General features: G+C 37.7%; 17 protein-coding genes. 9 read left to right on the top strand and 8 right to left on the bottom strand.

Annotation, left to right across the window (positions count from 1 at the left end):
* Positions 1 to 67 precede the first annotated feature (67 nt).
* Positions 68 to 1,408, bottom strand: coding sequence for an aminotransferase-like domain-containing protein (locus KVT27_RS20645; RefSeq protein WP_217581857.1), 1,341 nt, complete (start codon positions 1,406 to 1,408; stop codon positions 68 to 70).
* Positions 1,409 to 1,526: 118 nt separating this feature from the next.
* Here KVT27_RS20645 and KVT27_RS20650 point away from each other — a divergent pair, with 118 nt between their 5' ends.
* Positions 1,527 to 2,450: a DMT family transporter gene (locus tag KVT27_RS20650; RefSeq protein WP_217581858.1), complete on the top strand. Its 924-nt coding sequence runs from the start codon at positions 1,527 to 1,529 to the stop codon at positions 2,448 to 2,450.
* A 94-nt stretch (positions 2,451 to 2,544) separates the two neighbouring features.
* Here the strand turns inward: KVT27_RS20650 and KVT27_RS20655 are convergent, their stop codons facing one another.
* The 4 genes from KVT27_RS20655 to KVT27_RS27140 all read right to left on the bottom strand — a co-directional run bounded on the left by KVT27_RS20655 (position 2,545) and on the right by KVT27_RS27140 (position 4,566).
* Positions 2,545 to 3,189 (bottom strand): SIMPL domain-containing protein, encoded by a 645-nt coding sequence (locus KVT27_RS20655; RefSeq protein ID WP_217581859.1) that lies wholly within the window; start codon positions 3,187 to 3,189, stop codon positions 2,545 to 2,547.
* A 52-nt stretch (positions 3,190 to 3,241) separates the two neighbouring features.
* Positions 3,242 to 3,865, bottom strand: coding sequence for a DUF2238 domain-containing protein (locus KVT27_RS20660; protein ID WP_036121366.1), 624 nt, complete (start codon positions 3,863 to 3,865; stop codon positions 3,242 to 3,244).
* A gap of 124 nt (positions 3,866 to 3,989) precedes the next feature.
* Positions 3,990 to 4,292, bottom strand: coding sequence for a YunC family protein (locus KVT27_RS20665; protein ID WP_008175342.1), 303 nt, complete (start codon positions 4,290 to 4,292; stop codon positions 3,990 to 3,992).
* 151 nt (positions 4,293 to 4,443) lie between these two features.
* Positions 4,444 to 4,566 carry a hypothetical protein gene (locus tag KVT27_RS27140; RefSeq protein ID WP_255350090.1) on the bottom strand — a complete coding sequence of 41 codons (123 nt, stop codon included), beginning with the start codon at positions 4,564 to 4,566 and terminating at the stop codon, positions 4,444 to 4,446.
* 257 nt (positions 4,567 to 4,823) lie between these two features.
* Here KVT27_RS27140 and KVT27_RS20670 point away from each other — a divergent pair, with 257 nt between their 5' ends.
* Positions 4,824 to 5,561 (top strand): polysaccharide deacetylase family protein, encoded by a 738-nt coding sequence (locus KVT27_RS20670; protein ID WP_036121364.1) that lies wholly within the window; start codon positions 4,824 to 4,826, stop codon positions 5,559 to 5,561.
* A gap of 58 nt (positions 5,562 to 5,619) precedes the next feature.
* Here the strand turns inward: KVT27_RS20670 and KVT27_RS20675 are convergent, their stop codons facing one another.
* Entirely contained in the window at positions 5,620 to 5,871 is a 252-nt protein-coding gene (locus tag KVT27_RS20675; protein ID WP_036121362.1) for a hypothetical protein, read from the bottom strand.
* Positions 5,872 to 5,976: 105 nt separating this feature from the next.
* Here KVT27_RS20675 and KVT27_RS20680 point away from each other — a divergent pair, with 105 nt between their 5' ends.
* The 5 genes from KVT27_RS20680 to KVT27_RS20700 all read left to right on the top strand — a co-directional run bounded on the left by KVT27_RS20680 (position 5,977) and on the right by KVT27_RS20700 (position 10,696).
* Complete coding sequence (locus KVT27_RS20680; protein WP_217581860.1) at positions 5,977 to 6,771, top strand: DUF2268 domain-containing putative Zn-dependent protease; 795 nt, start codon at positions 5,977 to 5,979, stop codon at positions 6,769 to 6,771.
* Positions 6,772 to 6,791: 20 nt separating this feature from the next.
* On the top strand, positions 6,792 to 7,304 hold the full coding sequence (locus KVT27_RS20685) for a DNA-deoxyinosine glycosylase (RefSeq protein WP_036121358.1): 513 nt from the start codon (positions 6,792 to 6,794) through the stop codon (positions 7,302 to 7,304).
* 203 nt (positions 7,305 to 7,507) lie between these two features.
* Entirely contained in the window at positions 7,508 to 7,870 is a 363-nt protein-coding gene (locus KVT27_RS20690; protein WP_036121356.1) for a hypothetical protein, read from the top strand.
* Positions 7,871 to 8,233: 363 nt separating this feature from the next.
* Complete coding sequence (abc-f, locus tag KVT27_RS20695) at positions 8,234 to 9,862, top strand: ribosomal protection-like ABC-F family protein (RefSeq protein ID WP_217581861.1); 1,629 nt, start codon at positions 8,234 to 8,236, stop codon at positions 9,860 to 9,862.
* Positions 9,863 to 9,934: 72 nt separating this feature from the next.
* Positions 9,935 to 10,696 (top strand): hypothetical protein, encoded by a 762-nt coding sequence (locus tag KVT27_RS20700; protein ID WP_217581862.1) that lies wholly within the window; start codon positions 9,935 to 9,937, stop codon positions 10,694 to 10,696.
* Between the two features lie 97 nt (positions 10,697 to 10,793).
* Here KVT27_RS20700 and KVT27_RS20705 read toward each other — a convergent pair whose 3' ends face one another.
* Complete coding sequence (locus KVT27_RS20705; protein WP_217581863.1) at positions 10,794 to 11,279, bottom strand: SRPBCC family protein; 486 nt, start codon at positions 11,277 to 11,279, stop codon at positions 10,794 to 10,796.
* A 137-nt stretch (positions 11,280 to 11,416) separates the two neighbouring features.
* Here KVT27_RS20705 and KVT27_RS20710 point away from each other — a divergent pair, with 137 nt between their 5' ends.
* The gene (locus KVT27_RS20710; RefSeq protein ID WP_036121346.1) at positions 11,417 to 11,785 is read left to right on the top strand and encodes a YybH family protein; all 369 of its coding nucleotides are present in this window, start codon (positions 11,417 to 11,419) and stop codon (positions 11,783 to 11,785) included.
* Here KVT27_RS20710 and KVT27_RS20715 read toward each other — a convergent pair.
* Positions 11,778 to 12,572: a sulfite exporter TauE/SafE family protein gene (locus KVT27_RS20715; RefSeq protein ID WP_217581864.1), complete on the bottom strand. Its 795-nt coding sequence runs from the start codon at positions 12,570 to 12,572 to the stop codon at positions 11,778 to 11,780. The two genes, KVT27_RS20710 and KVT27_RS20715, sit on opposite strands and share 8 nt — an antisense overlap.
* 109 nt (positions 12,573 to 12,681) lie before the next feature.
* Here KVT27_RS20715 and KVT27_RS20720 point away from each other — a divergent pair, with 109 nt between their 5' ends.
* Positions 12,682 to 13,251 (top strand): nucleotidyltransferase family protein, encoded by a 570-nt coding sequence (locus KVT27_RS20720; protein WP_217581865.1) that lies wholly within the window; start codon positions 12,682 to 12,684, stop codon positions 13,249 to 13,251.
* Positions 13,252 to 13,263 lie beyond the last annotated feature (12 nt).

Raw genomic sequence — 13,263 nt, forward strand, 5'->3', positions numbered from 1 at the left:
TCCTCCTTATTGAACCAATTTATGATGTCTAAATATATGAAGAACAAGAAGGTTTCATGAATGACTTTTAATAAAAGTAATTGTTAGGATCGCTAAGAGATAAGGAAATTTCCTTTATACCCAGATCAATTTTTGACTCTTCCACATTAGATACATTTAATTTCAATATTCGTTCATGATAAAATTCCTCTAAATAATTGCGGTGAATCGAATCTAAAAGTATATGTCTTTGTTTCAAATGCTGGATCAGTTTATCGGTATTAACCTGTCTTGGTAAAATAATGTGGCTATGCATACAGATTTCCTTAGAAGCCCTATACTTTGCCAAATGGGTTGTTACCGATTGTTGAAGTATGTTAGCTCGTATGGCATAAGACTCGCTGACCTTCTTTTGATAACGTTCAAACATGCCACTTTTTAGGTATAGCTCTAAAGCTGCCTGGGAAATCATCGAGCTATCAATATCAGTGGTATTTTTATATTGTTGAAATGTCTGGATGAAGATGTCTGGTAAAACGGCTAGCCCAATACGTAAGCCAGGAAACATGATTTTAGAAAAACTTTTTAAATAGATGACATGCTGCTGTGTATCATCTGTAACAATGGGATCTATTTTCGAATTTTGCTCGAAATCCGCTAAATAATCATCTTCAACAATGTATACATGGTATTGATAGGCAAGTTTACGGATCATATCTTTTTCCTGCTTGCTGTATGAAGTCCCTAAAGGATTGTGCAAGCGAGGCATCGTGTAAAAAAACTTAATGTCGTGATGACTAAAAATGCGCTCTAATTCATCTAGATCAATGCCATCTGTTGTTCTTTTAATGCCGATAGCGGGGATTCCATAGGTTTTCAAGTAATCCATATACAAATGATAACTAGGCTGCTCCACTAAAATGGTTGAACGACCATTTGGGAATGGCATAATACTTAGCAAAGACAGGGATTGTTGGACACCAGAAGTGATAAATATATTTTCCTCTTTTGTGAACACTTGATAATTTGTTAATAGTTTTTTGGCTTCTTTTATGAGAGATGGTAAGCCTTTCGGTGTCCCGTATCTAAATAGGTCTGCTTGGTATGTATCGATTGCCTTGTTGATGCAATGTTGAAAATCTTGGTACGGGAAAGCATGCCAGCTAGGTGAGGAGGTAGCAAAATCTATATGGTCTTGAACCTGTGGCTGAAAGGGCACTTGATGGTCAACAACATAGTAACCGCTTTTCGGTAATGCATAGATAAGATGCTGCTCCTCAAGCTTTTTCAAAGAAGTTAAAATAGTACTTTTACTGCAGGAGTATTGCTGTGATAACTGGCGGATTGAAGGTAGCTTTGCCCCTGATGGAAGAGTGCCTGCCTGTATTTGAGTCATAAGCTGTGAATAAATCCATTCATATTTAAGCATATATAACCTCCAACGCATCTGTATCGGTACAGATGTGTTTTTTTCATATCGTCAAATGGTGCACTTTTTTATACGATAACCATACCGGCCGGATTTGATGGAGAAGGAGCATTGTCGTATGTCCAAAAAAAGAAAAGCCTATATAGCAGCGATTTCGTATGCATTGATCATTGGGCTTTCATTCCTATTTGTGAAAGTTACATTAACAGTGTCAAGCCCTATGGATACATTAGCTCATCGTTTTTCAGTTGCTTTCATCAGCATTGTTATTGTACTAGTATTTACGAAAAATAAGCTAACAATAAAAAAACATGATTTATTAAAAATTTTACCTTTAGCCATTTTGTATCCCATAGTTTTTTTCACGTTTCAAGTGCTTGGACTTGCTAGAATTTCCTCTTCAGAAGCGGGAATTATTCAAGCAACGATTCCTATTTTTACATTAGCACTAGCAGGTTTATTGTTAAAGGAAAAAGCTACAAGTGGACAGCTTGTATCCATTGCGTTTTCTGTACTTGGTGTGATGTATATGCTAATGATGAACGGGGCAAATGCTACTACTGGGAATGTTATTGGCAGTGGGTTTGTTTTACTTTCAGCAATTGCGGCATCGATTTATAATGTCTTTGCAAGAAGGCTTACAAAGCAATATTCTTTACTGACATTAACATATGTCATGACATTATGTGGATTTGTCATTTTTAATGGGATAGCTATTGGAGATCATATGATGAAAGGCAATATCCATGAATTTTTTAAGCCATTTCTACATGTTGATTTTATTATCGCCATTTTATATTTAGGCCTGTTATCTTCGCTCGGCACGTCTTATTTATCAAATTATGCTCTATCTATATTAGAGGCCTCTAAAATGAGTGTTTTTAGTAATTTGGCTACGCTTATTACTATATTTGCAGGTGTTTTATTTTTACACGAATCCTTCCAGACGTACCATTTAATCGGGGGAGTAATGATTGTTATGGGTGTTATAGGAACAAATTATTTCGGCATGAAGAGGGTAGAAATAAATAAAGAAATATAGCCTTTTATTATTGAAAAGTTGTAATGGAATGGGTATGGAATTCACAGTAGGAAAGCCTTCCGCTGTTGTTTCGCTGAAGGCTTAAGGTCATCAATCAATATTGAAAGTTCACGCGGACAGAGGCATTTATGTCGATTTGCCCTTGTGCTATAGGTGTCATATCGGAGGAAACGGCCATTGAGCGATAAAGAATAGGCGTATTAACTTGTTCTTCGACAATTTCAGTGGGGAGGAGCTGCAAAGGTAAATGCATAGTTTCTGCAATGGTTTTTGCCTTTGCTTGAGCATTATGCAAAGCCAAACTCAATGCTTGCTGATAGTAAGCATCTGCACGGTCAACTTTGAATTGAATGTTGCTGATACGATTTGCCCCGTTTTCTACAGCTGTATCAATGATAAAGCCAACACGTTCAGGATCTGATACATTGACGGTAATGGCATTCGTTACTTCATAACCAGTGAAAATTTGTTGGCCGTCTTCAAAATGATAAAGTGGGGTAATTGTATAGGCAGCTGTTTGAATTTGTTCGCTTGGAATTCCAAGGGCTGTAATGGATTGAATGACTTGCTTCATAGTAGCCGCATTCTTCTGCTGTGGCTCTTGTACATTTTGGCCTTGTGTTTGAACTTCTATTTGTAGTTGCATGGCGCTTGGCTTCGCCTTTACCTGCCCAGTGCCCGTTACAGTTATAACACGTGGGGGAATGGATGCCTGATGAGGGAGCTGTGCATAGTACATACAATACCACCTTTCATAAGATTTTTATTCCTTATACTATGCAAAAAAGATTTTATTTGTTTAATCTCTTTAAATATTTATCATGGAGCTTTGTCAATAAAAGCAAGGTAATAATGGAACCTAGCAAGGCTAAAGACATGTCCCATTGAGCGTCCCAACGATCTCCCTGCATCCCTAAAAAGTCTTTGGCCCCTTTACTGCCCTTCGAGATTCTTGTGCTTAACCATTCAATGATTTCATACAATGCAGCAATCGCAAGCAAAATACTAATGGAGATACCTGTTAGCCAAGCCCCTTTTGTAAGGGGGGTTTTTCGAATTAAAATTTCTCTTATAACAATGGTCATTAAGCCTTTTAAAAAATGACCGAAGCGATCGTAATTATTACGATGCAAATCAAATTCTTCTTTTATCCAATTAAATAGTGGCACCTCTGAATACGTATAATGTCCACCTATGAAAGTTAGAATTGATAATAGGGTAATGATCAAGTAAGAAATGGTTGTGAATCGGAATTTAGGATAAATACAAACTACAATAATTATCGCAATAATTCCTGGGCTAACTTCAGCGAGCCAATCTAAGTAGGAAGATGGTTTAATAACAGACCAGATAAAAACGATTAAAGCAATCGCAAGGAAAGTTACATGTATTTTAAAATGCTTATTATTATTCATGACAACACGCTCCCTTTGTCCCACAGTATGGGGAAGAGAGAGTTTGCTTATTCAACCAGTGTAGGGGTTCAAAAAAAGGAAAAGCGTCTAGTCATTCGTTCTAAAACTGACGCTTTTTTATATATTAAATCATTTTTAAAAGTGCCTCGACGCCACTCATTCCTTCTGTAATGCCAAGTTGTTCGGCTTCATAAGTCACGGATTCTAACGGAGCCGTTAATAACTCATCAATCGTTTTCACACCAACTGCCCGACCAGCAATAATTTTTCGATCAACTAAGCGACTATTTAACAGACCTACATCTAATGCGCCGCACATAATGTAGCCAGTATTATTAGAAATAGTCAGTAGTGTTGTTTTAGGTAATTGAACAACTACTGCAGTGAAAAAATGTCCCTTAATCATGATAGGTTCAATTGTCACCATTGAAATCACTCCTTTTCTCTATATACATATGGCGATAACTATCAAGGTGTTCGACATTTCTAATAAAAAAACTCTTGGTAATAAAGAAAAAAGTCTAATATCAAAATAATAAAAAGGAATCTACTCTAGGCGAATAGATTCCTTTTAGCATTTACTTTGTATAAGACAATAAAGCGGTTTGTTTACATTTACTCAATGCAATGGTTGCTTCACTTTTAGAAGTATATTCAAACATCCGATACGTGTTTTCTTCAAATACGGTAATTATCCACATTTATAGTATCTCCTTTTATCTGTTACATAACATTTATTAAATTTATATATTGTTATATATCAATAATGATTTCATTTTACATGAATAAAGAAAAAAATAAAGGAATATGAGTGATGTTTCACAATTCGTTCAATATTATAAGTTTTTTTGAAATAATTAAAACAGGAAAACAGACGTCTCTCACAAGTATAATTAACGGTAATTCGCAAATAGTAAGTTGACGGAGTTCTGTGAATGTGGACTTGGGAGGTGATGCTATGACACGTAAATATGTATGGGTTTTAACGGTTTTCGTTTTAATCATCTCGGGATTTTTTGTAGGGTTCAAAGCTCATGCTAATAAAGGACGTCCGTATTATGAGGAGACTGGAAAAGTTGTGTGGGATATTAACACGGAGGATAAAATAGTGGCACTTACCTTTGACGATGGCCCACATCCCAAATACACAGCGGCGGTGCTTGATTTATTAGCCAAATATGATGCCAAAGCGACCTTTTTTATTATTGGAAAAAATGCTGAAAAATATCCAGAGCTTGTTTTACGTTCTTATACAGAAGGGCATGAATTAGCGAATCATACGTATACACATCCGTTTAAAGTTTCCATCAATAAATTGCAAGAAGAGCTTCGACAGACGAATGACACGATTTATGGTATTACTGGTTTTTCCCCTGTTTTATTCCGTCCTGTTGGTGGAAATTACACAGATGCTATGATAAATGCCGCTGTTAAGGATGGCTACAAGGTCGTGATGTGGTCTTGGCATCAGGATACTCAAGATTGGAAAGAGCCCGGTGTAAAGAAGATTGTACAAAAGGTTATGAAGGGCACAAAGCCTGGCGATGTCATATTATTTCATGATGGTGGTGGAAATCGTACACAAACCATTCAAGCATTAGAGGAGATAATACCAGCATTAAAAAAGCAGGGCTACACATTTGTAACAATATCCGAGTTGATTGAAAGTAAACAGCAGCAAGAGCAAGTTCAATAATGAAAAATGAGCCATCTCAACAATGTTTGAAATGGCTCGTTTTTCACATCCATATAACCTAGAAGAAAATAATTGGAGCTAGTGCAATACCTAGAACAGTTCCTAGTGCAATGCCAACGCCAAATCCTCCTCCACCATATCCCCAAAAGCCTAGACCGTAACCACCATATCTTCTATCAGGTAGAATCCATACCTGTCTTCTGTCTACCCTCGTGATTTCCCCAACATGTACTCTACCAGATGTATCCGAAATTCGAACTCGTTTACCGTGATATTTACAACAAATATTGTAAGCATCAGTTGGATTCACAAATATCCCTCCTTTCTACTTCATTACAAGCTAATATATGCTAATTAATGCATTTATCTTTAGCCGATTGTCTATTCATCACATATACTATCAAGAGGTGATGACGTGGCAGTTGAGTCTACAGATAAGTGGCTTGAGGAGTATGAATTAGCCAGAAAATCTAAGAGCAGTGATGAGCTATATAGCCTGCAGTGTTCGATTCTATGTGATCGTTTGGTTAAACTATTTAAAGAGGGATATCCAGAGGAAATACACTTCGAATTACAGCAGCAGGGTCTTTTTTTACCAGAGGAAGAGACTCATTTAGAGAGACTGAAACAGATGAATGTGTGGGGCTGTGTGGAGCAGGAGTTTATGTACTTACAGAAGAAGTGGGATGGTCCAACTATACCTATATATATATTTCCAATTACCCGACAACAAACTATCACTAACAAAAATGGTGTGGCGTATCCTCATTCGCTTTTTTTATTTGTGGGAGAAGTAGAAAAACAGGAGCTTCAAGCATTACTCGCCCATGAATATAACCATGTTTGCCGTTTACACTATCTTAAAAAGTCTTTAGCCAAAATGACTTTATTGGATTCTCTTATATTAGAGGGGTTAGCAGAATGTGCAGTGAAAGAACTTTACGGAGATCAATGGCTAGCACCGTGGTTAACTGACTATACGATCGAGAAGGTTATAAAACTATGGAAATCTCAGTTTTTGCCAAACCTACAGCTTCTGGGATTGGAAAAGCATCGGCCATTTTTATATGGTGGAGAGCTTCCACCGTGGATAGGCTATTGTATAGGCTATGAAATTGTTCGGTCGTATGTGAGGAATCATTCATCCCAGCTTCCTTTATTAGTACCAAGCCAAGATATACTTGCCGGATCTGATTTTCCGCTACAATAGAGAAAAGGAGAGTGATTGTTGTGTCTAGTGAAGTAAAAAATGTATTATTACCCGTTGTAGATTCATCCACAAAGGTGCTAATTGTTGGCTCCATGCCAGGAAAACAGTCATTAGAAAAACAGCAGTACTACGGTAATCCACGCAATCACTTTTGGCCCATCATTGGTGAGCTATTGCATATTGAAGTTCCTGACGATTATGGTGAGAGAATGGCTTTATTAAGAAAGCATGCAATCGGACTTTGGGACACAATTGAAGCCTGTGAGAGAAAAGGGAGCCTAGATGCGGCGATTCGTAATGAAAAGCCAAATGATTTTCAAACTCTTTTTCAAAGCTACCCGAACATCGAGTTAGTACTCTTTAATGGGGCGAAGGCATTCGATGTTTTTAACAAGCATATTGGATTAGAGCTTTTAGCTGGACGAGCTTATAAAAAAATGCCGTCAACGAGTCCAATACCAGGGAAAAATATTAAATCCTTTGACGAAAAAGTAGAGGATTGGGGAATTATGCAGTCATATTTATCTCAATAGTTTGCGGTCATTCCACCATTGTTTTGTACATAATCAGAGCCATACTCTTACGATGAGAAGCATACCTAGACTTTACTAAGATGTGCTGCCAGAGGTTATAGCATGAGGGAAAATACGCTGCTATTATCTTCACCTAGGTAGGCAATGGCTCAACGGTTAAATGCCCGATTACATATATTGAATTATGTAAAAGGAGGGCTTGTGTGTACAATAATCCATTTAGAGAAGATAATTTTAGAAGACCTGGCTGGGGTGGCGATGATAATTTTGAAACACCGCCATTTGGTCCACCTAATTTTGGTCCACCTCCGGCAGGACAAATGCCAATGAGTGCACCACCAGGCTTTTCGCCACCAGTGCCTGCACGGCGAGAAGGATCAAGTGGTATTCGATCCTGCCTATTTAGAAACACCTTTATTTGGTTGAATACTGGTAGGAGCTTTTGGTTTTTCCCAACTGTTATAGGAAGAGAATTCATTGCTGGCTTTCGTTGGAGTAGTCGGTATGGCTGGTATTTCCGTACGATAACGAGAAATCAAATTCGTTCATTTGAATGTTTCAGATAATGTCGCGCAAAGAAAGTTTCATTTTCAAAAAAATGGTGTTACAATGACGGTAATAAAAGATGAAGGGACGATGGGTGGCTAATGAATAACTAATCTTATTTTTTACAGATGAAATTTAATTTAAATTTCACCAACAATAAAAATAGGATTAGTCTGCCCATTTTCCATAATTAACGCTTGTATTGGTCTTAATAGGCCAATATAACGCTATTCCAGAAGCTTATTTTACGATGTCTAAAATAAGTAATGGAGTAACAAATATAGCTGTTTCAACAGTTAATTTGTGTATATGTAGCGGTGACTAATCCTTCCAAAATACTTGGAGGGATTTTTTTAATCCTCCAACTGGAGAGGATGGATAGTATGAAGGAGCTTTTAAAATTACAGAATATTAGTTTTGAAATAAAGGATACATTCCTATTTGAGCATGTGACCGCTACCGTAAAGCAAGGTGAGGTAATCGGCATTATTGGTAGAAATGGTGCTGGAAAATCCACATTGCTTCAATTCATACGAGGGATGCTGGTGCCTACTACAGGAGAAATAAAAGGGCTAGAAACAGTAAAAACGGCAATTGTAGAGCAGGAACTAGCTCATTTTACTAGGATGGAAATAACGGCTAGAGAGGCAAATTTGCTATCTAAATGGAAGGTGCCCAATCTGCCATTTGAAGCATTAAGTGGTGGAGAAAAATTGAAAATGCGCCTGGCAGAAGGTTTTTCGCAGGGTGCTCAAATTCTAATGCTGGATGAACCAACCAATCATTTAGACGAACAGAGTACCACATTTTTGATTAAACAAGTACAAAACTATAAGGGAACGATTATTGTTGTCTCACATGATCGTTACTTTTTAGATAGCGTAGCGACGAAAATCTGGTCGATTGAGGAAAAGAAGCTTATTGAACATAACGGCAATTATTCAAACTATATGGCTGAAAGAGAGCATCGAAGATTAACACAACAACGTGCATACGACAAGCAGCAAAAAAATATTGAGCGTATTGAGGCACAGATGCAGGAACTAACAGCATGGTCTCAAAAGGGCCATGCTCAGTCTACCAAGCTAGAAGGTTTTAAGGAATATCACCGTGTGAAAGCAAAGCGTCTTGATTCCCAGGTGAAATCTAAGAAAAAGCGATTAGAAGCTGAGCTTGAGAAGGCAAAGGTCGAAGCTGTGAAGCCTGAATCAGAAATACGCTTTTCTTTAGGAACCAATCAACGTGTCGGTAAACGTTTTTTAGAGACCAAAAATGTTTCCTTACGATTCGACGACAGATTGTTGTTTAAGGATGTGAACGTCACTGCGCAATTTGGAGATAAAATTGCCGTCACGGGCACAAATGGTAGTGGAAAAACAAGTTTTTTAAAAGTCATTTTAGGTCAATTAAAGGCTGAAGGCGAAGTATGGGTATCTCCGGCTGCTAACATTGGTTATTTAACACAGGAAGTCTTTGACCTACCGCTTGATCAGACACCAGAGCAGTATTTTTATCAAGAAACGTTTGAAGAGCGAGGGAAAGTTCGTAATCTCATGAAAAATCTAGGCTTTACTTCTACACATTGGACATCTTCGATTGGGGAGATGAGCATGGGTGAGCGGGTAAAATGTAAACTGATGGCATATATAGTAGCAGACAAGAACGTTCTTATTTTAGATGAGCCAACGAATCATCTTGACCTGCCTTCTCGTGAGCAGTTAGAGCAAACGCTTGCCCAATACAATGGAACATTACTTGTCGTCTCACACGATCGCTACTTTCTGGATAAGGTAACGAATAGTGTTTGGGAGGTTCATGGTCAACAGATAGAGAAAAAATGGAGAAAAGAGGTTAAGCAGGACGAGGATGTAATGACACTTCGTTTAAAACTAGAAACGGAGCGGCAAGAAATATTAGGGAAACTAAGCTTTCTCACAGCTAAGGATAAGGATTACGCCAAGCTCGATGAAAAATTTAATGAGCTGACGAAGCGAATTAACGAGCTAAAATAGCAAACGTTTAAGTTGGTTTTTACTAGGGAAAAATACCGAGAGAAGGAAATTAATAGATGGAGGTTCACACGAATGAAAAGAATGCTATTTCTCCTTTTTTTGAGTATTTGCTTTATAGGTGCCTGTGCAAATCGTGAAGAAAATCAACAAGCATATGAAAGTGAGACCCAAATACCTGTAGAACAAGCTAATCATCATAATAATGGAACAGCAATGGAACAAACAGAGGTCCTGCAACAAATCAAGGATCAAATACATGCTGATTTCACCATAAAAATGCCAACAACTTTACCTATTCCAGAGGGTGCTTTTTTATCAGCTACTACAAGGACTGAAGGGAATCAGGTGGAAATTGTCTTTTATGAAAGTAAAGAGAATATACCTATTAATGATATTCGATTAAAGAAATCAGCAACCGTCATAGGGCGATTGCTCGTTAAGCAATACAATAATGCAGAAGGTGCTAGCACTCAAATAGCGTTTGATAATTTTAATCAAAATGGTGGGCGAAAAGTGGATCTTGGTTACAATATTAAAGGTTACCAAGATGCAGGAGCCGGTTCCTTATGGACTGGATGGAATGAAGGACGTTGGGCAATTGCTACACATACCCGAACAGAAAATCCAGATGCAGGTGTCAAACTTGCAAAGCAGGTAGTAGAATATTTAGAAAGTCATATGCTCCCTATTCCAAAGCAGTATGGCATGGCTCAATTGGACGTTTATCAGACAGGCAATTTAATCGTTTGGCAGGATGAAAAGCTTGTGTATACACTCGATTCCATAAAGGACCCTCTAAAGGCCATAGAAATAGCTACAGCGTTTTACCAATAATAAAAACCCTAGAGTCATTGTGAAGTGACCCCGATTATTAGACGCATCTAACAATTGGAGGTGCACGTCAATTGTACTCTAGGATTTTTTTAGTCGTTTACTTTACGGAATCTACAAGGTCCTTGTAATCGTGGAATCGCTGTTGCCAACTCTCCATTGGGAAGGTTAGCCGTTCCTGACCATCTAGCAGATCAGCCAGCAAGTCCAGACATATATGCCATCCTGCTAAATCCTTTGGCGTATGCTCCGTTAAAGCTTGAAGTGTCTCCACTAATAGTAGTAATGTGCCCTGGTCAGTAGAAGAAAGTTCGAATCGTACAGTATCCGTACCCCAATCAAATTCGAGAGTTTCATTCTCTGCATAATCAGTAATGCCTATTGTTTCATAGGCATCTGTTCCATCATTCATATTAAAATGCATCTTACCATTGTTACGAAGATCGATGATTTCTAAATTACTCATCCACTTTTGCAGCTTGTCATTATTAGTAATTGCTGCCCAAACAACCTCTATCGCATGAGGGAGCGGGCGTTTAAATGTAGCAACATGGTGATTGGATTGTTTTTCAATAGAAGCTAGCATAGTATCCTCCGTTTTTTATGTGATTTTGTCCTTATTATAGGTGTTCTTTATGAACTGTTCAAAGGAGAACATCACATAAATACATTTTTTATAAGAAGGTAGATATGGGATAATATTGTTAAAAAGGAGGCGAGAATATGACACATAAACAAGCATTAGAACGTTATATCCAAGCAACAAATACGCATGATTTTAATGAAGTAAAGGTTATTTTGCATCCACAGGCTGTATATTGGTTTTCGGATAAAACATGTACGACTACAGAGGAAATTGGTGCTTACTTCAATCACGCATGGAATGTAATTCAAAAAGAGGTCTATTCAGCGACTGATATAGCATGGCTAACCGTTGATGAAAAGACAGCTACCTGTCTTTATACATATCACTATGAAGGCTATCATAATGGAAGATTTGTATCAGGTAGCGGTAGAGCGACAAATATTTTCACGTTGATGAATGGTGAATGGAAGTTAATTCATGAACATTTGAGTGGCAATATTAAATGATTTTCCATAGCATCTGAATAATCAACAATGAAATAATGACAGGTAGGAGTAGTTTGGCTATTTTTATTGGAATATGTGGCAGCACTAGGAGGCCTAATTGAGAGCCTAGGATAGAGCCTAATGCCATGGCAATGGCATAGTGCCATTGAATAAAACCAGTTTGATAAAAAACAATAAAAGCTCCTGTACAACTCCCAAAAAGCAGTGCACGAGTGAGTTGTACAGCTTTTATGTAAGTGTGCTGGCAACGCAAATAATATAAAATACTAAAAGTTGAAGAACCAGGGCCAAAGCCACCATCATACATAGCGATAAAAAAGGGCTGCCAAAGGGAAGACGTTGTATGCTCTGTATGATTCACAGTGTTAGTCCAAGCCTTATTTTTTAAAGTGACGACTAATGCAAAAATCAGTAGGATACAGGCTGTAAAATTCATAGCTTTTTCAGATAGTGACACAGCCAGAAGTGCACCACCAACCCCTCCAATACCTGCAATAGTGATGTATTTTAAAATAGCTTTCAAGTGTAGCTCCTTATGGTACAGTAAATAAAAAATGCTAGATAAAGCCGATATACCAGTTGAAAATTTATTTGTCGCAATACTAGTCTGAATGGGAATGCCGACCAGCATCATTGCAGGAAGTGTGATCAGTCCTCCACCTCCCGCAAGTGTACCGATAAAGGCAGCTATAATACCAATACATATGAGGGTCAAAGAAATTTTTGCATAGTAAAGCCCCACCAAACTAAGGAGTACAAAGAACGATACCAGTAAAATTTTTTTCATAAGCTACTCTCCTCACTTGAATAGCTTTAGGGTAAATGGTTTTAATGTATAAATCTAATATATTATTTTTGAGTATTTATAAATTTATTTTATCTTTTGGAGGGCTAAGATGAGATTGCTACAAAGTGAGAAAGAATTAATAAGTCTAATAGCAGCAGACGATTGGATGATGAATGTTTTAGAAGCTGTTGAAAAAGTACAGCTCCCTGATTGTTGGATATGTGCAGGATTCATTCGTTCAAAAGTATGGGATTATATTTATGAGAAAGAAGATCGAACACCAGTAGCTGATATTGATGTGATCTATTATGATTCATCCAATTTAACAGAGGAAAAAGAGAAGCATTATGAGCAGGAGCTGTGGAAGATTTGTAAGGACGAGCCTTGGTCGGTCAAAAATCAGGCAAGGATGCACGTCATAAATAGGAGTAATCCATATCACTCTTCCTTAGATGGAATCTCTCATTTTCCTGAAATCCCAACTGCTATCGGTATTAAATTAACGAAAGGTCGGCTACAAGTAGCTGCACCATATGGTATTCACCATTTAGGTGCTGGCATAATAGAACCAACCCCGTTTTTCCTTGAAAATAAAGAAAGATATGCGATATATCGCCAAAGAATTACTTCTAAACAGTGGCATTTAAGATGGCCGAAATTAGAAATCAATCTACAGTAATCGGAGGGCAAA

The sequence above is a fragment of the Lysinibacillus sp. GbtcB16 genome (assembly GCF_019091145.1).
Classification (GTDB): domain Bacteria; phylum Bacillota; class Bacilli; order Bacillales_A; family Planococcaceae; genus Lysinibacillus; species Lysinibacillus fusiformis.